Origin of the sequence: Blochmannia endosymbiont of Camponotus modoc (genome assembly GCF_023585785.1) — a bacterium.
In the GTDB taxonomy this organism is placed as follows: Bacteria; Pseudomonadota; Gammaproteobacteria; order Enterobacterales; family Enterobacteriaceae; genus Blochmanniella.
In genome coordinates this window covers 660,161-682,725 of the sequence record NZ_CP097765.1, presented here as the reverse complement: position 1 = coordinate 682,725, position 22,565 = coordinate 660,161, and the positions used below count along the sequence as shown (strand labels likewise).

At 30.4% G+C, this 22,565-nt stretch carries 18 protein-coding genes; 1 reads left to right on the top strand and 17 read right to left on the bottom strand.

Annotated elements, in window-relative coordinates:
- Positions 1-27: 27 nt before the first annotated feature.
- From rpoB to aroK, 16 genes are all read right to left on the bottom strand, one after another.
- The gene (gene rpoB / locus M9396_RS02885; RefSeq protein ID WP_250256627.1) at positions 28-4,053 is read right to left on the bottom strand and encodes a DNA-directed RNA polymerase subunit beta; all 4,026 of its coding nucleotides are present in this window, start codon (positions 4,051-4,053) and stop codon (positions 28-30) included.
- A gap of 256 nt (positions 4,054-4,309) precedes the next feature.
- Positions 4,310-4,678 (bottom strand): 50S ribosomal protein L7/L12, encoded by a 369-nt coding sequence (rplL, locus tag M9396_RS02880; RefSeq protein WP_250241501.1) that lies wholly within the window; start codon positions 4,676-4,678, stop codon positions 4,310-4,312.
- Positions 4,679-4,764: 86 nt separating this feature from the next.
- Positions 4,765-5,262: a 50S ribosomal protein L10 gene (gene rplJ / locus M9396_RS02875; protein ID WP_250256626.1), complete on the bottom strand. Its 498-nt coding sequence runs from the start codon at positions 5,260-5,262 to the stop codon at positions 4,765-4,767.
- 350 nt (positions 5,263-5,612) lie between these two features.
- Entirely contained in the window at positions 5,613-6,320 is a 708-nt protein-coding gene (gene rplA / locus M9396_RS02870) for a 50S ribosomal protein L1 (protein ID WP_250241505.1), read from the bottom strand.
- 1 nt (position 6,321) lies between these two features.
- The gene (gene rplK / locus M9396_RS02865) at positions 6,322-6,750 is read right to left on the bottom strand and encodes a 50S ribosomal protein L11 (RefSeq protein ID WP_420022191.1); all 429 of its coding nucleotides are present in this window, start codon (positions 6,748-6,750) and stop codon (positions 6,322-6,324) included.
- 134 nt (positions 6,751-6,884) lie between these two features.
- Complete coding sequence (gene nusG, locus M9396_RS02860) at positions 6,885-7,430, bottom strand: transcription termination/antitermination protein NusG (RefSeq protein ID WP_250256625.1); 546 nt, start codon at positions 7,428-7,430, stop codon at positions 6,885-6,887.
- 1 nt (position 7,431) lies between these two features.
- The gene (gene secE, locus M9396_RS02855) at positions 7,432-7,806 is read right to left on the bottom strand and encodes a preprotein translocase subunit SecE (protein ID WP_284308573.1); all 375 of its coding nucleotides are present in this window, start codon (positions 7,804-7,806) and stop codon (positions 7,432-7,434) included.
- A 74-nt stretch (positions 7,807-7,880) separates the two neighbouring features.
- A complete protein-coding gene (tuf, locus tag M9396_RS02850) occupies positions 7,881-9,065 on the bottom strand; it encodes an elongation factor Tu (RefSeq protein ID WP_250241513.1) in 1,185 nt (394 codons plus the stop codon).
- 61 nt (positions 9,066-9,126) lie between these two features.
- A complete protein-coding gene (gene fusA, locus M9396_RS02845; protein WP_250256624.1) occupies positions 9,127-11,241 on the bottom strand; it encodes an elongation factor G in 2,115 nt (704 codons plus the stop codon).
- 164 nt (positions 11,242-11,405) lie between these two features.
- On the bottom strand, positions 11,406-11,876 hold the full coding sequence (gene rpsG, locus M9396_RS02840) for a 30S ribosomal protein S7 (protein WP_250241517.1): 471 nt from the start codon (positions 11,874-11,876) through the stop codon (positions 11,406-11,408).
- A gap of 153 nt (positions 11,877-12,029) precedes the next feature.
- Positions 12,030-12,401: a 30S ribosomal protein S12 gene (gene rpsL / locus M9396_RS02835; RefSeq protein WP_250241520.1), complete on the bottom strand. Its 372-nt coding sequence runs from the start codon at positions 12,399-12,401 to the stop codon at positions 12,030-12,032.
- Positions 12,402-14,079: 1,678 nt separating this feature from the next.
- Entirely contained in the window at positions 14,080-14,667 is a 588-nt protein-coding gene (locus tag M9396_RS02830; RefSeq protein ID WP_250256623.1) for an anthranilate synthase component II, read from the bottom strand.
- 402 nt (positions 14,668-15,069) lie between these two features.
- Positions 15,070-16,068 (bottom strand): tryptophan--tRNA ligase, encoded by a 999-nt coding sequence (trpS, locus tag M9396_RS02825; RefSeq protein WP_250256622.1) that lies wholly within the window; start codon positions 16,066-16,068, stop codon positions 15,070-15,072.
- A 239-nt stretch (positions 16,069-16,307) separates the two neighbouring features.
- Positions 16,308-16,973: a ribulose-phosphate 3-epimerase gene (gene rpe / locus M9396_RS02820; RefSeq protein WP_250256621.1), complete on the bottom strand. Its 666-nt coding sequence runs from the start codon at positions 16,971-16,973 to the stop codon at positions 16,308-16,310.
- A gap of 384 nt (positions 16,974-17,357) precedes the next feature.
- The gene (gene aroB, locus M9396_RS02815; RefSeq protein WP_250256620.1) at positions 17,358-18,449 is read right to left on the bottom strand and encodes a 3-dehydroquinate synthase; all 1,092 of its coding nucleotides are present in this window, start codon (positions 18,447-18,449) and stop codon (positions 17,358-17,360) included.
- 54 nt (positions 18,450-18,503) lie between these two features.
- Positions 18,504-19,040, bottom strand: a complete 537-nt coding sequence (aroK, locus tag M9396_RS02810) for a shikimate kinase AroK (protein ID WP_250242480.1) — start codon at positions 19,038-19,040, stop codon at positions 18,504-18,506.
- A 1,513-nt stretch (positions 19,041-20,553) separates the two neighbouring features.
- Here aroK and M9396_RS02805 point away from each other — a divergent pair.
- Positions 20,554-21,144 carry an NfuA family Fe-S biogenesis protein gene (locus M9396_RS02805; protein WP_250256619.1) on the top strand — a complete coding sequence of 197 codons (591 nt, stop codon included), beginning with the start codon at positions 20,554-20,556 and terminating at the stop codon, positions 21,142-21,144.
- Between the two features lie 160 nt (positions 21,145-21,304).
- Here the strand turns inward: M9396_RS02805 and asd are convergent, their stop codons facing one another.
- The gene (gene asd / locus M9396_RS02800; RefSeq protein ID WP_250241535.1) at positions 21,305-22,411 is read right to left on the bottom strand and encodes an aspartate-semialdehyde dehydrogenase; all 1,107 of its coding nucleotides are present in this window, start codon (positions 22,409-22,411) and stop codon (positions 21,305-21,307) included.
- Between the last annotated feature and the right edge of the window lie 154 nt (positions 22,412-22,565).

Below are 22,565 nucleotides of genomic sequence, written 5' to 3'. Positions count from 1 at the left end.
ATTTCTATATAGAAATTAATTAAAATATTAATCTTCTAGTTCAATATTAATTGCTAAAGAACGAATTTCTTTTAACAAAACATTAAAAGACTCAGGCATTCCCGGTTCCATCGTATGATTGCCATCAACAATATTTTTATACATTTTAGTACGTCCATTTACATCATCTGATTTTACAGTTAACATTTCTTGTAAAGTATACGATGCACCATAAGCTTCTAATGCCCATACTTCCATTTCACCGAAACGTTGACCCCCAAACTGAGCTTTCCCGCCCAGTGGTTGTTGGGTTACTAAACTATAAGAACCAGTAGAACGTGCATGCATTTTATCGTCTACCAAATGATTTAGTTTTAACATGTACATATAGCCCACAGTAACTTGTCTCTCGAATGCTTCTCCTGTGCACCCATCGAATAATGTAATCTGACCAGAACTAGGTAATCCAGATAATTTTAAAAGATCTTTAATTTCTTTTTCTGTAGCCCCATCGAATACTGGAGTAGCAATAGGCATTCCTTTTTTTAAATTTTTAGCTAATTTTAATATTTCTAGATCTGAAAATAAATTAAGATTGACGTGTTGACGCGATCCTTCTCCTAAATTATACGCTTGCTGCATAAATCTTCTTAATTGATTTGCTTCTTTATGTTGTTGCAACATAAAGTTTATTTTATCTCCAATACCTTTTGCCGCCATACCAAGATGTGTTTCTAAAATTTGACCAATATTCATTCGAGATGGTACTCCAAGAGGATTGAGTACGATATCTACCGGTATTCCATGCTGATCATATGGCATATCTTCAATAGGGTTAATTTTAGAGATTACCCCTTTATTGCCATGTCTTCCTGCCATTTTGTCGCCAGGTTGTATCTGACGTTTTACAGCTAAATATACTTTAACTATTTTTAAAATACCGGGGGCTAATTCATCTCCTTGAGTGATTTTACGATGTTGAACTTCTAATTTTTTTTCAAACATGCGTTTTAAATCAAAATATTGTTTAGTTAATTGAGATAATTGATATTGTTTTTCTGGATCTGATAACACCAGATCTAACCAAGCATTGCGACTAGTTTCAAACAATTTCTTTTTATCAATTCCACTGGCCATTAATACATCGTAGACACGGTCAAATAAAGCTGATTCAAAAATTTGTAATTCTTCACTTAAATCTTTTTTAACCTGTTTTAATTTTTCGGATTCAATTATTAATGAACGTTTATCTTTATTAATACCGTCTCTAGTAAATATTTGTACATCAATTACAGTACCACAAACCCCATTGGGAACACGTAAAGATGAATCTTTTACATCGGATGCTTTTTCACCAAAAATAGCACGCAATAATTTTTCTTCCGGTGTTAACTGAGTTTCTCCTTTGGGTGTAACTTTTCCGACGAGGATATCTCCTCCTATTACTTCTGCGCCGATATAGATAATTCCAGATTCATCTAATTTAGATAAAGCTGTCTCTCCTACATTTGGAATATCGGCCGTGATTTCTTCAGGTCCTAATTTAGTATCACGAGATACACAAGTTAACTCTTGAATATGTATACTTGTAAATTTATCTTCTTGTACTACACGTTCCGAGACCAACATCGAATCTTCAAAATTATATCCATTCCAAGGCATAAATGCAATTCGCATATTTTGACCTAAAGCTAATTCTCCTAAATCAGTAGATGGACCATCTGCTATAACATCTCCATGTTCTACTAGTTCTCCTAAAGACACACAAGGACGTTGATTAATGCAAGTATTTTGGTTAGATCGAATATATTTTGTTAATTGATAGATATCAATTCCTGATTCTTCAGTATGTGTTTCATTCTCGTTAACATGTATTACAATACGTGATGCATCCACATATTTAACGACACCACCGCGTTTAGCTACTACGGCAACACCAGAATCTATAGCTACTGCGCGTTCCATTCCAGTACCTACTAATGGTTTTTCACTACATAAAACAGGAACGGCTTGGCGTTGCATGTTTGCACCCATAAGAGCACGATTAGCATCATCGTGTTCAAGAAAAGGGATTAATGAAGCAGCAACTGAAACTATTTGTTGTGTAGATACATCCATGTAATCAACTTGGTCTTTTTTAAAAAGACCAGATTCACCTTTATTTCTGCAAGTTACCAGATCATCAATAAATTCTCCTGTTGAATTTAAGTTTGTATTCGCTTGAGCAATAACGAAATCACCCTCTTCAATTGCAGATAAGTAGTGAATATCATTACTAACAACGCCATTTTGGACTTTTCGATATGGAGTTTCTAAAAATCCGTACTTATTAGCTCGAGCATATACAGATAATGAATTAATTAAACCTATATTTGGTCCTTCTGGAGTTTCGATTGGGCAGACTCGACCATAATGTGTAGGATGGACATCACGTACTTCAAATCCCGCGCGTTCTCTAGTTAAACCTCCTGGTCCTAAAGCAGATATGCGACGTTTATGAGTAATTTCTGATAATGGATTATTTTGATCCATAAATTGAGATAATTGGCTAGAAGTAAAAAATTCTCTTACTGCAGCTGAGATTGGTTTAGCATTAATTAGGTCCTGAGGGGTTAACACGTCTAAATCACCTAAAGATAAGCGTTCTTTCACAGCGCGTTCTACTCTAACTAATCCAATTCTAAATTGATTTTCTGCCATTTCACCTACAGAACGAATACGTCGATTCCCCAAATGATCGATATCATCTACTTCTCCTTTACCGTTTCTAATATCAATCAATTTTTTTATTACATCAACAATATCATCCTTTTTTAATGTCCCTAAATCTTCTATTTGTACTCGTTGTAATGAACGATTGAATTTCATTCTTCCTACAGAAGATAAGTCATAACGTTCTTCTGAAAAAAATAAGTTTTCAAACAAATATTCGGCAGCTTCTTTAGTCGGGGGTTCCCCTGGACGCATTACACGATAAATTTCTACTAATGCATCAAATTTATTTGTAGTTGAATCAATACGCAAAGTTTCGGAGATATAATTACCGTAATCTAAATCGTTACTGAATAATGTTTCTATGGATTCATATCCTGATCGAATTAAATTATGCAATATGTCAGAAGATATTTCTGTATTAGCTGCAACAATAGGTATATTTGTACTCTTATCGAAATAGTCTTTTATAACAACTTTACCAATTATATAATCCATGGGTACTTCAATTTTTGAAATTTTATCCTTTTTTAATTGACGGATGTGTTTAGCTGCAATACGACGTCCCTTTTTTACGTATATCACACCATTAATAGCAATATCAAAAGATGCGGTTTCACCGCGTAATCTTTCAGGGATTAAATGCATATATAATATATTATTCTGAATTTCGTATATTACTTTGTTAAAAAATATATTTAAAATTTGATCGGTAGTATAATTTAAAGCACGTAATATTACTGTTACTGGTAACTTACGTCTCCGATCAATTCGAACAAATAAATTATCTTTTAAATCGAATTCAAAATCTAACCAAGATCCACGATATGGAATAATACGTGCATTATATAATACTTTTCCAGATGAATGTGTTTTACCTTTATCGCTATCAAAAAACACACCGGGACTTCTATGCAATTGAGATACAATAACCCGTTCAATACCATTGATAATAAAAGTACCGTTATTAGTCATGAGAGGAATCTCACCCATATATACTTCTTGTTCTTTAGTATTTTTTATTATGTTATTTAATCCCTCTCGTTCATAAATAATTAAACATAGACGTACGCGTAACGGCGCAGAAAAAGTAGCGCCACGTGTTTGACATTCTTTCACATCAAACGTTGGTTCTCCTAATTGATATTTGATATATTGTAGTTCAGCATTTCCATTATAGCTTTTAATTGGAAAAACAGACCTAAAAGCTGATTCCAATCCACATTGTCCTTCTGGATCTTGTTTAATAAATTTTTGAAAAGAATCAATCTGAATAGAAAGAAGATATGGAATATCCAAAACTTGAGGGCGTTTTCCAAAGTCTTTACGAATACGTTTCTTTTCAGTATAAGAATACACCATAAAGTTCCTCGATAGTTAATATGGGCGATTGTTTTTCCAAAGAAATAAGTTAGCTGCTATATAATATAGTTATAAATTTCTATATTTATTTTTAGACTTAAACACATATAGTATTTATATGCTTTTATTTTTTTTATACATATAGAATTTATAAGTACCATAATTCTATTACTTATTAAATATTAAATATCACTTCCATATAAATGGTATAAAATCCTACAGCCAACGAATCAATAATAAATCGTTTGATTTGTCTTCATTTAATTTCGACAGATGCGCCTACTGTTTCTAGAGTTTTTTTTAAGGTTTCAGCATCATCTTTGTTTATTGATTCTTTCAAAATGACAGGAGCAGACTCCACTAATTCTTTAGCTTCTTTTAACCCTAGACCAGTGATACTGCGCACAGTTTTAATGACAGGAATTTTGTTATTACCAATAGCAGTTAAAAAAACATTAAATTCAGTTTGCTCTTCTACGATTGCCTCTGATGTATCAGGTTCAACAGTAGTCAGTGAAGCAGCGGAAACTCCAAATTTTTCTTCCATCATAGAAGTTAACCGAACTATATCCATAACAGACATATTGGAAATAGCATCTAAAATTTGTTCTTTTGTAAGAGACATAAAAATTTCCAAAAATATAAAATATTAAAAAATATTACATAATCAAATGACTATTTATTCAAAACATCTACAACATGTTTACTAAACTATAATTTATTTTTTTGATTAGATAATATATGTAAAATGTGTATTAAACTGCCGATGCTACTTGTTTTCATAATCGTTATTAATCTAAAAATAGCTTCTTTATGATTAGGTAAATCAGACAAGAGATTTATTTTAGACGCAGGAATAAATTTTCCTTCAAAAACTGCACCTTTTATTTTAAAATGCTCATGGTTTTTAGTAAATTTTACAAAAATTCGCGCAGAATCACGAGGTTGATTCATAGAAAATGCAATAATATTTTGTCCTGTTAAAATCTCTCGTAAACACGCTAAAGATGTGTTTTCAATCACTTTTCGCATGAGTGTATTGCGAATGACATGTACGCATACACCAATATCACGTGCTTCCTTTCTCAACTTAGTTACTTCATTAACAGCAATACCGTCTAAATCCGCTACCACAACAGATAAAGCTTTTTTAGCCGTTTCATGAATTTTACAGATAATCTCTTCTTTTTTTTGAAGGTTTAATGCCATTAATAACACCGTGCTATAACCCAATATATATTGATACACGAATGCATCAATCATAAACTTCTATACATAATCATAAATTAATTCAGTCATGTTAAATATATTAAAAGTTTTAATTAATTTTTAACCGCCTGTATTCATTAGATAGACAACAAACATAAATTAATTTAAATTCGTTATAATTAACAACTGCATACATGTGTATAAATGCGGTTATTATTTTTATTTTACTCAAAAATCACAAATTTATGTCGATATGCATTTATATAAATACAACGAACACACCATTCCAAGAAGATTCTAGATCAATTTGAAGATCATGTAAAGAATCTTATTAATAAAAATAATCAATATTAATTAATTGCAACACATAAACTATTTCGATCAATAGATATAGATCTACCCATAGTAGTGGAAATAGTTACTTTTTTAATGTATGTTCCTTTATATAGAATCGGTTTAGCTTGTTTTAAAGATACTATTAACGTTTCTAAATTTTCTTTAAGTTGTATGAGATCAAAATTAATTTTTCCAATAGTAGAATGAATAATACCGTTCTTATCATTTTTATAACGTATTTGCCCTAATTTAACATTTTTAACTGATTCTGCTATATCATGAGATACAGTACCCATTTTAAGATTAGGCATTAATCCTCTTGGCCCCAAAATAGGACCTAATTTACTTACTATATTCATAACATCAGGAGATGCAATCACCACATCTGGTCGATAATTCTTATTTTTTATTTGATCATATAAATCTTCTAATCCAACTAGATCAGCTCCCGCATTTTTAGCTAACACTATATTGTCGCCTTGAGCAAAAACAGCAACATGAATATCACGACCAATACCATGAGGTAGAATCACATTACTACGTATATTTTGATCGGATTTACGCGCATCAATGCCTAAATTAATAGCGGTATCAACACTTTCAACAAATTTAACTCTTGCCATTTTTTTTAATAATTCTAATCCATCTAATATGGAATATTGTATAGATGTATCTGCGCAATTTCGCATCATACGCATTCTTTTGCTTAATTTACCCGTCATATTAATTATCTTCCACTTCGAGTCCTATAGAACGAGCTGTACCTATGATAGAACGTGATATTGATTCTATATTAGCTCCTGTCATATCAACAGCTTTAATTTTTGCGATCTCATAAATTTGAGCGCTTGATATTTTACCAACATTTATTATATTTGGTTTTTCAGATCCAGATTGAATATTTGCTGCTCTTTTCAATAATATTGAAGCAGGAGGAGTTTTAGTAATAAATGAAAAAGAACGATCACTATAAACAGTAATGACAACCGGGATGGGTAATCCTGTTTCAAGTTGCGCGGTATTTTCATTAAATGCTTTACAAAATTCTATGATATTAACGCCCTGTTGTCCCAAAGCAGGTCCAATGGGAGGACTGGGATTAGCAGCTCCAGCAGAAATTTGAAGTTTAATATACGCTTTTACTTTTTTCATTACCATATCCATTGTCCTAGCCAATAATATTTCTGATTTTTATTTTGATTGGTTACACACTAACAATACCCACAAAATAATGATTACCTTTTTCCGTGCAAGTTAAATATATATTTTTATATACTAATTTTACATTAAGATTTTTCAACTTGTGAAAAATCTAATTCTACTGGAGTGGCTCGCCCAAAAATAGAAACTGATACTTTTAGACGATTTTTTTCATAATCTACTTCTTCTACTACAGCATTAAAGTCAGAAAAAGGCCCATCACTAACTCGAATAAGCTCACCAGGTTCAAATAATGTTTTAGGACGAGGTTTATCGCCTATTTGCTGCAATCGATGCATAATATTATCAACCTCTTTATCCCCAATAGGAGCAGGTTTATCGCATGTTCCTCCAACAAAACCCATAACACGTGGAACACTTTTTACTAAATGCCAACTAGAATCATTCATTATCATCTGCACCAATACATAGCCAGGAAAAAATTTACGCTCGCTTTTTCTGCGTTGTCCAGCTCGCATTTCGACTACTTCTTCTGTTGGAACCATGATTTCACCGAACATCGTATCCATATTGTGCAGTTTAATATGCTCACGCAAAGAATGAGCTACACGATTCTCAAATCCAGAAAATGCTTGAATAACATACCAACGTTTCTTTAATGTGACAGTCATATTACAACCTTAGCCCAAATGATATCACATGAACTAAAATAGTATCTAATCCCCATAATAACAACGACATAATTATTGTTACTCCTGTCACGATTAGAGTAGTGTTGAGCCCATCTTGATAAGTAGGCCACACTACTTTTCGGCACTCAGTACGTGATTCATTTCCAAATATAATTATTAGTTTTCCTATTTTAGTAGTTGATGCAATGTACACGACAATGATCACAATAATGAGGATCACCATACTTCTCTCTAAAGCGCTATAATTGCGACATAAGTAATTTCCAACAATAGATGTTGCGATCAATCCTATAATGCTAATCCATTTAATTATTTCTAATACATACATTTTTTTACTTTTATTCTTTACATACATATCAACACACTACTATATTATTATATAACATACCTATTATATAATTACAGAATTATATTTATTGATTTATATAATTAGGATATAATTTTAGATACAATACCAGCGCCTATAGTACGACCACCCTCTCTAATAGCAAATCTAAGACCGTCATCCATAGCTATTGGAGCAATTAAATGAACGATCATTCTAATATTATCGCCAGGCATCACCATGTCCACTCCTTCTGGTAATTCAATGGTGCCAGTGATATCTGTAGTACGAAAATAAAATTGAGGACGATACCCTTTGAAAAAAGGCGTATGTCTTCCTCCTTCATCTTTATTTAAAATGTACACTTCTGATTCGAAGTGAGAATGCGGCTTGATATATCCAGGTTTAGATAACACTTGACCACGCTCTACTTCATCTCGTTTAGTGCCACGTAATAAAACACCAACATTTTCTCCAGCACGTCCTTCGTCTAATAATTTCCTAAACATTTCTACTCCGGTACATGTGGTTTTTATTGTATCTTTTATACCGACAATTTCTATTTCTTCTCCTACTCTGATAACACCACGTTCAATACGACCTGTTACAACTGTACCTCGTCCAGAAATAGAAAATACATCTTCAATGGGTAGTAAAAATGGTTGGTCTACAACACGTTTAGGTTCTGGGATATAATTATCCAGTACATCCGATAGTTCTAAAATTTTATTAGACCATATTTCATCATTTTCTAATGCTTTTAAAGCAGATCCGCGAATGATTGGCGTATTGTCTCCTGGAAAATCATATTGAGATAGTAATTCTCGCATTTCCATTTCAACCAATTCTAATAATTCTTCATCATTTACCATGTCGCATTTATTCATGAATACAATGATGTGAGGTACTCCTACCTGTCTAGCTAATAAAATATGTTCACGGGTTTGCGGCATAGGTCCATCAGTGGCGGCTACTACTAAAATTGCGCCATCCATTTGTGCAGCTCCAGTTATCATGTTTTTTATATAATCGGCATGTCCAGGACAGTCAACATGCGCATAATGCCGATATGCAGTATCGTATTCAACATGAGAAGTATTTATAGTAATTCCTCGCGCTTTTTCTTCTGGAGCATTGTCAATTTGATCAAAAGCACGTGCATAGCCACCATATTTTTTAGATAAAACAGTGGTTATAGCGGCAGTTAAAGTAGTTTTCCCGTGATCTACATGGCCAATAGTGCCTACATTAATATGTGGCTTTATGCGTTTAAATTTTTCTTTGGACACCTCTAAACTCCTTAGGTCTTTTTATGGTTTTTCAAAAATAATTGAACCTAAATATTATCTATTATTGCTTAATTTGACGAGAATTTATGATAATTTGTGCTATATTGTTAGGTACTTCGTTATATTTTAAAAACTCCATAGAATAAGAAGCGCGTCCTTGAGTTTGTGAGCGTAAACCAGTAGCATAACCAAACATTTCAGATAAAGGAACTTGAGCACAAATTATCTTTCCACTAATTGTAGAATTTTCTAATCCACTGATTATGCCTCTTCGACGATTTAAATCTGCAATAACATCTCCCATATAATCTTCAGGTGTTTCAATTTCTACATTCATAATAGGTTCTAATAATACAGGATGAGCTTTCATGAATCCTTCTTTAAATGCTATAGATCCTGCTATTTTAAATGCTATTTCTGAAGAATCAACCTCGTGATAAGAACCATCAAAAATAGCTACACAAACATCTACAATTGGATATCCAGCAAGAATACCATTACTTATTTGTTCCCGTACACCTTTATCTACAGCAGGTATATATTCCTTAGGTACAGCTCCTCCTACAATTTCATTTAAAAATTTATAACCTTCTTCACATGCATGCATAGGTTCAATGCGTAACCAAACGTGTCCGAATTGACCTCGTCCCCCTGATTGACGAATAAATTTACCCTCTTGTTTTACGCTAGTACGAATAGTTTCGCGATAAGCAACTTGAGGTTTACCTACATTAGCTTCAACATTGAACTCTCTTTTCATACGTTCTACAAGGATTTCTAAATGCAATTCACCCATCCCGGCAATGATAGTTTGTCCAGAGTCTTTATCAATCCATACACGAAACGATGGATCTTCTTGAGCTAGACGATTTAAAGCAAAACTCATTTTTTCTTGATCTGATTTAGTTTTAGCTTCAACCATCACAGAAATCACGGGTTCTGGAAATTCCATACGTTCTAGTATAATTGGGGAAGATGGGGCACATAAAGTATCTCCAGTATCCACATCTTTTAAACCAATAGCTGCAGCAATATCACCCGCATGAACAGATTTTATTTCTTCCCGTTTATTTGCATGCATTTGCACTATTCGACCGAATCGCTCACGTTTTTCTTTTATAGGATTTAAAACACTATCTCCGGAGCTTACAACGCCTGAATAAACTCGAAAAAAAGTTAAGTTTCCTACAAATGGATCAGTAGCTATTTTAAATGCTAACGCTGAAAACGGCTCGTTGTCATTAGCATGACGATTAACTTTCGTAGATCCATCTTTCAGAACGCCTGTGATGGATGTTACATCACTTGGAGATGGTAAATACTCCACAACAGCATCCAGCATAGCTTGCACCCCTTTATTTTTAAAAGCGGATCCGCACGTTACCAATACTATTTCATTACTTAATACTCTTTGACGCAACGCTTGTTTAATGTCTTGTTCTGTCAACTGATCACTATTAGATAAATATCTATCCATTAATTCTTCAGATGCTTCAACAGCAGACTCTACTAAATGTTTGCGCCAAATACTTGACAATTCCGTTAAATTGTCAGGTATTTCACTATAATTAAAAGTAACGCCTTGATCCGATTCGTTCCAGTGAATAGCTTTCATCTTGATCAAATCGATAATTCCGGTAAATTTATCTTCTGAGCCTACAGCTAATTGAATAGGTACAGGATTAGCAAATAATCTGGTTTTTAACTGTTCTACAACTCGTAGATAATCTGCGCCTACTCGATCCATTTTATTTATAAATGCAATACGTGGTACTTTATACTTATTTGCTTGGCGCCATACTGTCTCAGATTGAGGTTGCACGCCTCCTACAGCACAATAGATCATTACTACCCCGTCAAGTATACGCATAGAACGTTCTACTTCAATAGTGAAATCCACATGCCCAGGAGTATCTATAATATTAATACGGTGTGAATCAAATTGATTAGCCATTCCTGACCAAAAACAGGTAGTAGCTGCAGAAGTAATTGTGATTCCCCGTTCTTGTTCTTGCTCCATCCAATCCATAGTCGCAGAACCAGTATGAACTTCTCCAATTTTATGATTTACACCTGTATAAAACAAAATTCGTTCAGTGGTAGTAGTTTTTCCAGCATCAATATGCGCGCTTATACCAATGTTACGGTACCGTACGATCGGTGTTACACGAGTCATTAATATCCTCAATAATATTGTTATAATTTAACGAAAAATATTGTTGTGTTTGATAAATTGCTTGTTTTAAGCAACATCCAAATATGTTTGAATAAATAACACTTAATAGCTCAATCATTATTAGAGTTTGAAAAAATCAGATGATGTTCATTCAGAAAATTTTATTACCAACGATAATGGGCAAAAGCTTTATTAGATTCTGCAACACGATGTATTTCTTCACGTTTTTTAACAGCATGTCCCTTACCCTCTATAGCATCTAAAAGTTCACTCGCTAAACGTAATTCCATAGATTTATCATGTCTTTTACGAGCAGCCTCAATAATCCATCTCATCGCTAAAGTATTTCTACGTACGAGACGCACTTCTACTGGTACCTGATAAGTAGATCCGCCAACCCGTCTGGATTTTACTTCTACGACTGGGCGCACATTATTTAGAGCTATTTCGAATGCTTCTAAACAATCTTTATTAGATCGCCTAAATAAACTATCTAGGGCAGAATACACTATTGACTCTGCAGTAGATTTTTTCCCATTTAACATCAAAATATTGATAAACTTTGCCAAAAGATCAGATCCAAATTTTGGATCTGGAAGAATATTGCGTTTCGTAACGATGCGACGACGTGGCATTAATTATAATTCCTATTTGACTAATAGATATTTTTTTAAAGGAAAATCATTAACAAAAAAACTATTATATTTTCAATTAGCTAAACATTGATTGCCTTTTTTAAAATTTATCTCAAATTAAAAAATAAAAAAGAGACCTGATATTTTGATCTATTATTTCGACTGTTTTGTTCCATATTTGGAGCGACCTTTTTTACGCGAATTCACCCCTGCACAATCGAGAGCGCCACGAATAACATGATACCGAACACCCGGAAGATCTTTAACCCGTCCCCCTCGAATCAGAATTGAAGCATGTTCCTGTAAATTATGACCTTCTCCTCCGATATAAGAAGTTACTTCCAATCCATTAGTTAAACGAACACGACATACTTTTCGTAATGCAGAATTCGGTTTCTTTGGAGTAGTAGTGTATACACGCACGCACACCCCTCTTTTTTGTGGGCAGGCTTCTAATGCTGGTACATTACTTTTAAAAGTTTTTGTTGGACGTGCATTACGAACAAGTTGATTGACTGTTGTCACTATTAAAATCTCCATTTTTTCTGATAAGACCATATCAAAACATATATACTATTTGTTGTTATCTTTCTCAACTCTAATAACAGATAATGATCTTATGTTATTATTAAATTGCAAGATCAATAAAAATTATAACAAAAGCGGTATATTTATCCACTAAATTCGACGTAAAACACACACCTTATTAAGTGAAAACAATTTTATACACTTTTCTTCTTTTAAGTGAATTCTTAATATAATAAAGTGTTTTAATACATTTTCATTACAATGTTGTATCCTATTCTTTCAAAGGTAGTCAGGATCAAATATTATTTTATGTTTAATTTTTTTATTTTGCTATGCCATGCAATAATTGTCATTTATCGTAGCAACAATTTATTTGTAATAAATTATATTTCTATAAACTTTTTATGATATTATAGACTCGCGGTTAGTTTAATTTTTAGACAACACAATTGAAATGTATAAAGTCGAAAATACATTTTTAATATAAAAACCGGAAAGCTTTTAGTATAAATGTTTCTATTATTTCTCTTCTTCAACTTTAACAGTTTAACAGATAATACCAGTAAGGGCAAGAGAAATAATAGAAATGAATAAAATGAATTTAACAAAAAATGCTTTCATATTTTACACCTTTGTATAAGATAACTTTTTATTGCATATAATTACGATATGCTGTATAACCATTAATTTTTTTTGAGTATATACATTTATAATAAAAATATATATATGCCCAAACACATAATTTTACATATCTGAATAATGTTTATGTAATAAATTATATAAACTGATGTAAACATCTCGCATCGATGATTTTAATAAACTTAGATTTATCAAAAAGTTTTTAGTTTATAACGGGAATCAATGAAAAATTGAAAGGTTTTTAGATTTGATCACATTAATATATGATGTTCATATATTAATAAATGTATATAATTTAAATACTTTATAATTTTGAGATTGAAATTTTTAAAATACATATTAAAAAATTTATTAATTATAAATATTTGTATACACATTACACATGAAGAATCATTAGAAATTTTTTAATTTTGATCATTTAATTATATTCTATAGTATTTTGATATTAAAAATCGCATACTATTTTAGCATCAGTTTATCATTAAGTATTGAACGGACAATTATATTACTAAGAATTAGAGAATTTATAACTTGGCTGTTTACAGTTTTTAATTTAGATATTGCATTTTATATAATTTCTGTAATCAACGTAGTTCTTAAAAATTGAATTATAAGTTTTTATGAAAATAAAATATATTTCAAGATCAATGCAACCATAAATTTGAACATATTTTTAAAAATATTTAATGTTACCAATAAAATTACTGTTATCCCTACATTAGGAATGATAATTTAGTTTTATATTTGCTATTCATGAAGGTATGTATAACTAATTTTAAATTTCATAAATAAACTAATTATAAAAAATATACAACAATACATAATTAAATTTCATTTAAAATGAAGAAAAATTTCTACATATTTCATGTAAGTGAATTACACTAAATTTTAACATTTGAGTTATACATTCAGTTCATTAGGATACATCCCCAGATATATTTTTTTGGAGTATTAAAATCATAATTTAATAATTACTAGAAATAAGAAACAATCACTTTTAAGTGTTAGAATCTCAACAGATTTGATAAATTTTAAATTAGTACTTCATAAAATTGCCTAGAATTTGATGTCCTTGTTCACTTAATATACTTTCTGGGTGAAATTGCACGCCTTCTACAAGCAGGTTACGATGACGAATACCCATGATTTCGATATATTTATCACTACATGTACATGTACTCCATGAAGTGATTTCTAAACATGATGGCATAGTATTTGAATCTATTACTAAAGAATGATATCGAACCACATTTAAAGGCTGTATTACTTCATGAAATATTCCGCTTCCATTGTGATGAATTAGAGAAATTTTACCATGCATTACTTTTTGTGCATATTTTAATTTAGCTCCAAAAAACTGAGCTATAGCTTGATGTCCAAGACATACTCCAAGAATAGGTATTCTTTTATGAAAATAATAAATTGCATCTAAAGAAATACCTGCATTGTCTGGTGTACCAGGTCCAGGGGAAATTACTAAACGTTCAGGAGATAATTGCTCAATATCTATAATATTTAAAGCATCGTTTCTTCTAACTTCCACGATACCACCCATTTCTCTAAAGTATTGATAAAGATTCCAAGTGAAGGAATCATAATTATCGATAATAAGGATTTTGTTCATTATAGTTTTGTAATTAGATATAATAATAAATTAATTTATTCATGTACTCAAAAGTTTTATGGAACATAGTTTCAGATTAAGCTGATTATTAATCAATTGTATTAAAGGAAAGAACATAAATATATAAAAATATAATTTATTTTACATATAAATAATATTAATTAAACACAGTTGTAATTTACACGTTACATTTTTTATGTATTTTAATATCATAAATTAGTACGGATGATTAATTTGTTATGCTGTAATAAGTATAATTAATTTAATAATTAATATCCTATAAAGACACTGTCATTATTACATGTGCGTTTTTTAAATTTAAATAACATTTTATTTTTACTTATGCGCCTACTATACATTAACATTATTGACATAATGATATTAAAAATTAATTATTTTTAATTAATCACTCAATCCCATTGCTTTATGCACTTTTTTCAAAGTGACATTAGCTTTTTTTTGCGCTTTTTTTGCGCCTACACATAATATATAACGTAATTTATTTTCATTAGCACGTTCAGTATAATAACGATTTTGAAATTTTATCAACACCGACGATATTGATTTAATAATTTCATTTTTTAACTGGGAATATGTTTTTTCTTTAAAAATTTCTTCTAAATACGTAATAGGTTGATCACTTATTCCAGAAAGAATTTCTAATAAATTAGAAATACCGGGTTTGTTAATAGGATCGTATTTAATTATTGGAGGCTGATCGGTATCAGTAACAGCACGTTTAATTTTTTTTGATACCATATTAATATCATCTAAAAGAGTAATCATATTACCAGATCTACGATCTGATTTAGACATTTTTTTATTTGGTTCTAACAAGGACATAATACGAGAACCATATGTAGGAATAAATACTTCTGGAACAACGAAAATTGTTCCGTATGTATGATTAAAACGTTCAGCAATATTACGTGTTAATTCTAAATGTTGTTTCTGATCAGAACCTACCGGAACTAAATTAGTTTGATATAATAAAATATCTGATGCCATTAATACTGGATAGTTAAATAACCCGATATTAACATTTTCCTTTTGTTGTATTAATTTTTCCTTAAATTGGGTCATACGATTTAGCTCTCCAAAATACGTATAACAATTTAACAACCAATTTAATTGACTATGCTCTGGAACATGGGACTGAATAAATATTGTACTATCATTAGGATCAATACCACATGCTAAATATAAAGCTAATGTATCTAATGATGTTTCGTATAATCGATGTAAATTATTCTGATTTGCAATTGCATGTAAATCTACTATACAATATATACATTGATAATCTTGTTGCATTTTAACCCACTGACGTATCGCTCCGATATAATTACCAATAGTAAGTTCACCTGATGGTTGCGCTCCGCTAAATAAAATTGGTTTATTCATACAGATATATATCCATAGTGTTTATGATAAAACAAATTAAAATGTTATTACTTTCAAATTTACACAGAAAAACATATAGTTTTCATGATATCAATCTATACAACCTATAAATAAAATTATTTTATAAAAAATAAATAATATATCAAATAATATTTGTTTCAAATAAAATAATTATGGTAATCAATATAATATTTCTCTAATTATTTATTTAAAAATAAAATGCTAAATATCTTTCGTTATTAATTTGATAAAACAGATCGAAAATTATGCATAACCTCGTAATAATTTTCAGATCCAAAGATAGCTGATCCTATAATAAACGTGGTTGCACCAGCTTTTAAAATTGAATGTATATTTTTTATATTAATACCTCCATCCACTGCTAAATCAATATTATAATTAGTATTGTCTATTAATTTACGTGTTTGACGTATTTTATTTAAAATCATGGGAATAAACAATTGTCCGCTAAAACCAGGATTTACTGACATTAATACAATTAGATCAATTTTATCCATTACATATTCCAAATAATTAAGAGTAGTGCTAGGGTTAAAAACTAATCCTGCTTTACATCCGTATTCTTTAATCAATTGTAATGATCGATCAATATGTTCTGTTGCTTCTGGATGAAAACTAATATAATTTGCTCCAACAGCAGCGAAATCTGAAATTAATCGATCTATTGGTTTTGCCATTAAATGTACATCAATAGGAATATTAACTCCGTAACTACGTAGTGACTGTAACACCATAGATCCTACGCTTAAATTAGGAACATAATGATTGTCCATAACATCAAAATGTAAAATATCTGCGCCAGCAGATATAACATTAGTAACATCTTCTCCTAATTTAGCAAAATTAGCTGACAAAATAGATGGAGCTATTAAGAACCGTTTCATGCAATTTCCATTAAAGATTAATATACTATAAAATAGTTCATTTTAATTTAATTAAATCAAATAATAATATAAATTTAGAGGATTATATTATTATTTTTTACATAAAATATTTTATTTTCATAAATTTATAAAAACAGAATTGTTTCAAACAAGAATTTATATTTTATATGATTTGTATATTGGAGTAATTATCTATAAGTTTAGATTGTTTATATTTTTTATATCGTATAATGCAAAAATAAATCCCAACATAATTAGAATAAAGAATCTAATTCAATACTATTGAGTTTTAATTTTATTAAATTATGCTTTACTTTAAAAAATAACCCTCTCATGTATATTATACATGCACTAACTATATTAAATGTTAATACTTATTAATCACTAAATATAGTTATTAGTGTCTTCAATGGAAGATGACACTAACTCATGGTTTACGTTAAAAACAGTTTTTACGTTTCCTATAGAAATGGGCAAAACTAAGTTAAGTTGCCCTGATATTGACTTTTTATCGCGTTTCATATATTCTAAATAGTTTTTTGATGTCATTTCTTTTGGACCTCGCACAGGTAAACCTGCGCGTGTTAATAATAATTTTATGCGTTTTGCATCACTGCAATTAAACTGATTTAAACGTAATGCAGTATTTACTGCCATCATGATACCTGCTGCTATAGATTCACCGTGAGACCATTGTGAATAGCCTAGGTATGATTCGATGGCATGGCCATAAGTATGTCCAAGATTTAATACACTCCTAATACCGTGATCACGTTCATCAATTGTAATTATAGATGCTTTTAATTCACAACAACGACGAATACAGTACATTAAGGATGGCGGATGCAAAATTAATAAATCATCCAAATGGGATTCCAACCATCTAAAAAAACTAGAGTCAAGAGCTATAGCGTACTTAATGATTTCAGCTAATCCAGAAGAAAACTCTTTCATACTCAACGTACGCAAGACATCTAAATTGATAACAACAGCAATAGGTTGATGAAAAGCACCAATCATGTTTTTACCAAGTATATGGTTAATTCCAGTTTTTCCTCCAATGGACGCATCTACCTGTGCAAGCAGTGTTGTTGGGACTTGAATAAAACGTATTCCACGTTGGTATGTAGCAGCTGCAAATCCGGTTATATCTCCGATGATACCTCCGCCAAGGGCAATAAGTATTGTACTACGATCATAATTTTTTTTCAGTAATTTAGTAAATATTGTATTTAATGTAATTAGAGATTTGTTCTGTTCACCATCTGGTAAAATTAGTTGATCAGTAACAATGCCTGATCTAGTCAATAAATTACGTAATATATTTAAATAAATCGGCGCCACTCGATCATTGGTAATTAATACTACTTTGTCACCAATATTTAATGGCCAACAGGGTGAGAAATCATTAAACAATTTGTCTGCAATAATAATTGGATAGCTTCTTTTTTGTAATTTTATGATAATTTTTTCCATAGCAAAATTATAAAAACTTTTAATATTAAAACGATGAATTTATAATAACGAGCGTCATACACTGCTTTGTTTACGAAGAATAATAATTTTATTAACGACAATCCTGACATTTTGTTCGTCCGTAGAAATTCTTATATCTGCAATTTCTTCGTACAACGGATTACGTTCTTTTGCTAATACTTCTAGTAATTCGCGAGTATTTCCTGATGCTGATGGGGATCTCAGCAATGGACGTCTTTTATCATGTTGTGTTCGAATTAATTGTTTTTCAATAGCCGTTTCTAAGTATACCACGAATCCACGATCGGAAAGATTATTCCGTGTTATATGAGATTTGACAGAACCACCTCCGGTAGCTAATATGATTCCCTGTTTTTTCGTTAATTCATCGATAATTTTTTCTTCACGATCACGGAATCTAGCTTCTCCTTCTACGTCGAAAACCCAGCTAATATTTGCTCCGGTACGAGTCTCAATTTCTTGATCAGAATCAAAAAACTCCATATTTAATTGATTTGCTAATTGACGCCCAATAGTACTTTTTCCAGCCCCCATGGGGCCAATTAAAAAAATATTATTTTTTTTTAACATATTATGATATGAAAATGATTTCTTCATTTTATCGTTTCATCACTTTATATGAAGACCCAACTGATCGATAAACGCACAGATACAAAAATATGAAACGTTAAAATCATCTTATTTTTATAAATGTACATCTAATATATGATAATATAATAATTGCGATAATACTATTAATTGTTAACATGTAACAACATGCTATCATTGTAATACAAATCTTTGTTCAGATACAACGTAGAAACTTATTTATTCTCATAGTGGAGAACAAATTTGAAAATGGGTAAATAAATATGATCAAATACAGATACAAGGTTAATTTAGTTCCATACAGATAACATGATTGTTTGAAAATATAAGTTTATTTTTAATTAGGGACTTAAGCATCTTATGGTTTAAAATATGGAATGTTATCTCTTTATAAGAGATAAAGAATTGATTTTAAAAACACTGGTGTTGTATGACTTTTCCATATTTTTATATTGATATTTATTATAATAATTAAGTTATTGTTATTTATACTCATATGAGTAGATCAAAGTGACATAAATTTTCAATGTTCATTATCAATCTGTATTGATACATATTCATACAATCAAGAGATATACATTTCTTTCATTAAATATATAAAATAATAAGTTATTTGCATTTTATAATAAATAATGTAGTGTGTTGAAAAATTTAACATACGTATATGTAATTCATGATGAATTGATATGTTAATTATTATGATTAAAAAGCATTTTGATAAATATTAAAACTATAGTTTCTTTGTCATAAATAATATTAGTCTCTCTGACAACGAAAGAGAGATGCGTTAGGTTTTTGATAAAAATTAAAATTTAATATTAAGTATATTTAAACTTGTGTTAATATCTGATTGGTAGTACTTTAAATATGTTATTGAAATTAATTATTTCTCTTAGAAAAATAAATGATTGCATATTTAATATTTACACTGTGTTTCCTTGTATGATAAAAATGTGCCTATACGTAGATATCATAGCTGCTTATTAGTGAATTTAACTATTCGTAAATATTACGGTTATCAGAATTTGAGATTCGTGTGAATTAATAATTGTGTAATAACAGATATTATTTTTTCGTCCTTTTGGTGTTATATATTTTTATTTTTTTAACTATTTTTTAATTCGTTTGAAAATTAAAATGTAGTAATTAGTTCTCTCGTTAATAGATACCAAATTTTTAAGTACTAGGTATATACGGTTAATGTTATATGCATTTTATTGTTTTAAATATTATTTATACATTGAAATAAATTTGCTATAATAAGTTAAAATAGTCATTAATGTAATTAATAACTTTTTAAGTTACATATATAGAGCGTGCTAATTACGTGTAACTGTATAACATAGGCTATTTGTCAAAAATATAAAGAAATAAATAATATATATTGAAAGTATATAAAAATATATATAAGTTATCCCAAATAGGATATACAACATATACGTGATAAAACTATGAACTATTTGCATTTTTAAAAAATGATTAGGTATCATATCGTATGATTTATATAACCCCAGTTGCACAAAAACATTTTGCTAAACTGTTAGTGGATAAGAAACCAGGTACTCAGATACGAGTGTTTGTGGTTAATCCAGGTACAGTTCATGCAGAATGTGGTGTTTGTTTTTGTCCACCAGAAGAATTTAAACCCAGTGATATGATAATTGAGTTTGATCTTTTTTCTGTACACGTAGATCCAGTATATATATCTTTCCTTAAAGACACAAAAATTGACATGATGATTAATGAATTAGATTCTCAACTTACTATTAAAGCTCCTAATGCTACTAAAGAATGCAATAATATAAGAAACAAGATGAACAATGATTCGTTGGAAGATCGGGTGAGACATGTATTACAATTTCAGATTAATCCTCAATTAGAACTACATGGAGGCAGTGTGTCTTTAATACGTATTACTGAAGATCTGTTAGCTGTTATTAAATTTTATGGAGGATGCAATGGCTGCGCAATGGCTAGCTATACCATAAAAGAAGGAATTGAAACTACCTTAAAGAATCTTTTTCCAGAATTAAAAGGGGTACTAGATATGACTCAACATCAACACGGGACGCATTCTTTTTATTAACAATTTTATTTTTTATTTTGAAAAATTTTTTTAGTAAAGTAACCATAACTTTATTGTATAATTGAGTTGATTTGTTTAAAATTTTCAGAATTGCATTTCTATTTGTATTATCCCTAAATTATATATTTGTAAATCTATTTTTTTGTAGAATAAATACAATTTATAGTAATTGACGTAATATCCTGCGTAATGGCTCAGCAGCTCCCCAAAGTAACTGGTCGCCCACGCTAAAAGCTGAAATATATTTGTTACCTGCGTGCAATTTGCGTAACCGACCGATGGGTATTTTGAGTGTTCCGGATACCATAACAGGAGTTAATTTGTTTAATGATTGCGTAACATCATTTGAGATAACTTCTACCCATTTATTATGAGATTGGAGTAATTCTTCTATTTCTGTTAAACAAATGTCTTTTTTAAGTTTTAAAACAAATGCTTGGCTATGACAACGTAATGAGCCCACACGTACGCATAAACTGTCTACTGTTATAATGTTAGAAGTATTGAGGATTTTATTAGTTTCTGCTTGACCTTTCCATTCTTCTTGAGTTTGGCCATTATACATATAATCACCAATCCACGGAATGACATTGCCTATCAAAGGAACTTTGAAGCAATCTACTAATAAGGAATCAGTTTTACTAAATTTAGTAATTATATGTTCAATATCTAGAATAGCCATTGAAGGGGAGGTTAACAAATCAGTTACTATATTGTACACTTGGCCCATTTGTATTAACAGCTCACGCATGGCACGCGCTCCACATCCAGAAGCTGCCTGATACGTGGAGGCAAAAACCCATTCGATTAAATTATGAGCAAATAATCCACCTAAAGACATTAACATTAAACTTACAGTGCAATTGCCTCCTACAAATGTTTTAATGCCGTTATTTATACCTTGTTTTATCAATACTTGATTAACAGGGTCCAAAACAATAATCGCATCATCATTCATTCGTAAAAATGAGGCACTATCAATCCAATATCCTGTCCATCCGATTTTTCTCAATTTTGGATAAATAATTTTACTATATGCACTACCTTGACATGTAATAATAATATCTAAAGAATTAAGCAGATCGGTATTACAAGCGTCTTGTAAAAATAATTCTTGTGATCCTTGAATGTTTGGAGCATGTTCTCCTATTTGTGATGTAGAGAGAAATATTGAGTGAAAATGGCTAAAATCATTTTCTTCTTTCATGCGATTCATTAATACTGAACCTACCATTCCTCTCCAACCAACAAATCCAATATTTTTCATTATCAATCTCGCAGTCATTATTAAGTATCAAGAATATATGTAATCTTATGTGGCACACGTGTATTATAAGTAATATGATGTAATACGTTTGTAATAATATTTTGTAATTTACTTTATAAAAAGCGTAGTGTATATAAAACACAAATAACTTTTA

What these genes read in the sequence shown, in the direction of transcription:
- rpoB (WP_250256627.1), bottom strand. Translation starts at nt 4,053, where the DNA reads ATGGTGTATTCTTATACTGAAAAGAAACGTATTCGTAAAGACTTTGGA.
- rplL (WP_250241501.1), bottom strand. Translation starts at nt 4,678, where the DNA reads ATGTCTCTTACAAAAGAACAAATTTTAGATGCTATTTCCAATATGTCT.
- rplJ (WP_250256626.1), bottom strand. Translation starts at nt 5,262, where the DNA reads ATGGCATTAAACCTTCAAAAAAAAGAAGAGATTATCTGTAAAATTCAT.
- rplA (WP_250241505.1), bottom strand. Translation starts at nt 6,320, where the DNA reads ATGACGGGTAAATTAAGCAAAAGAATGCGTATGATGCGAAATTGCGCA.
- rplK (WP_420022191.1), bottom strand. Translation starts at nt 6,750, where the DNA reads ATGAAAAAAGTAAAAGCGTATATTAAACTTCAAATTTCTGCTGGAGCT.
- nusG (WP_250256625.1), bottom strand. Translation starts at nt 7,430, where the DNA reads ATGACTGTCACATTAAAGAAACGTTGGTATGTTATTCAAGCATTTTCT.
- secE (WP_284308573.1), bottom strand. Translation starts at nt 7,806, where the DNA reads ATGTATGTAAAGAATAAAAGTAAAAAAATGTATGTATTAGAAATAATT.
- fusA (WP_250256624.1), bottom strand. Translation starts at nt 11,241, where the DNA reads ATGACTCGTGTAACACCGATCGTACGGTACCGTAACATTGGTATAAGC.
- rpsG (WP_250241517.1), bottom strand. Translation starts at nt 11,876, where the DNA reads ATGCCACGTCGTCGCATCGTTACGAAACGCAATATTCTTCCAGATCCA.
- M9396_RS02830 (WP_250256623.1), bottom strand. Translation starts at nt 14,667, where the DNA reads ATGAACAAAATCCTTATTATCGATAATTATGATTCCTTCACTTGGAAT.
- trpS (WP_250256622.1), bottom strand. Translation starts at nt 16,068, where the DNA reads ATGAATAAACCAATTTTATTTAGCGGAGCGCAACCATCAGGTGAACTT.
- rpe (WP_250256621.1), bottom strand. Translation starts at nt 16,973, where the DNA reads ATGAAACGGTTCTTAATAGCTCCATCTATTTTGTCAGCTAATTTTGCT.
- aroB (WP_250256620.1), bottom strand. Translation starts at nt 18,449, where the DNA reads ATGGAAAAAATTATCATAAAATTACAAAAAAGAAGCTATCCAATTATT.
- aroK (WP_250242480.1), bottom strand. Translation starts at nt 19,040, where the DNA reads ATGTTAAAAAAAAATAATATTTTTTTAATTGGCCCCATGGGGGCTGGA.
- M9396_RS02805 (WP_250256619.1), top strand. Translation starts at nt 20,554, where the DNA reads ATGATTTATATAACCCCAGTTGCACAAAAACATTTTGCTAAACTGTTA.
- asd (WP_250241535.1), bottom strand. Translation starts at nt 22,411, where the DNA reads ATGAAAAATATTGGATTTGTTGGTTGGAGAGGAATGGTAGGTTCAGTA.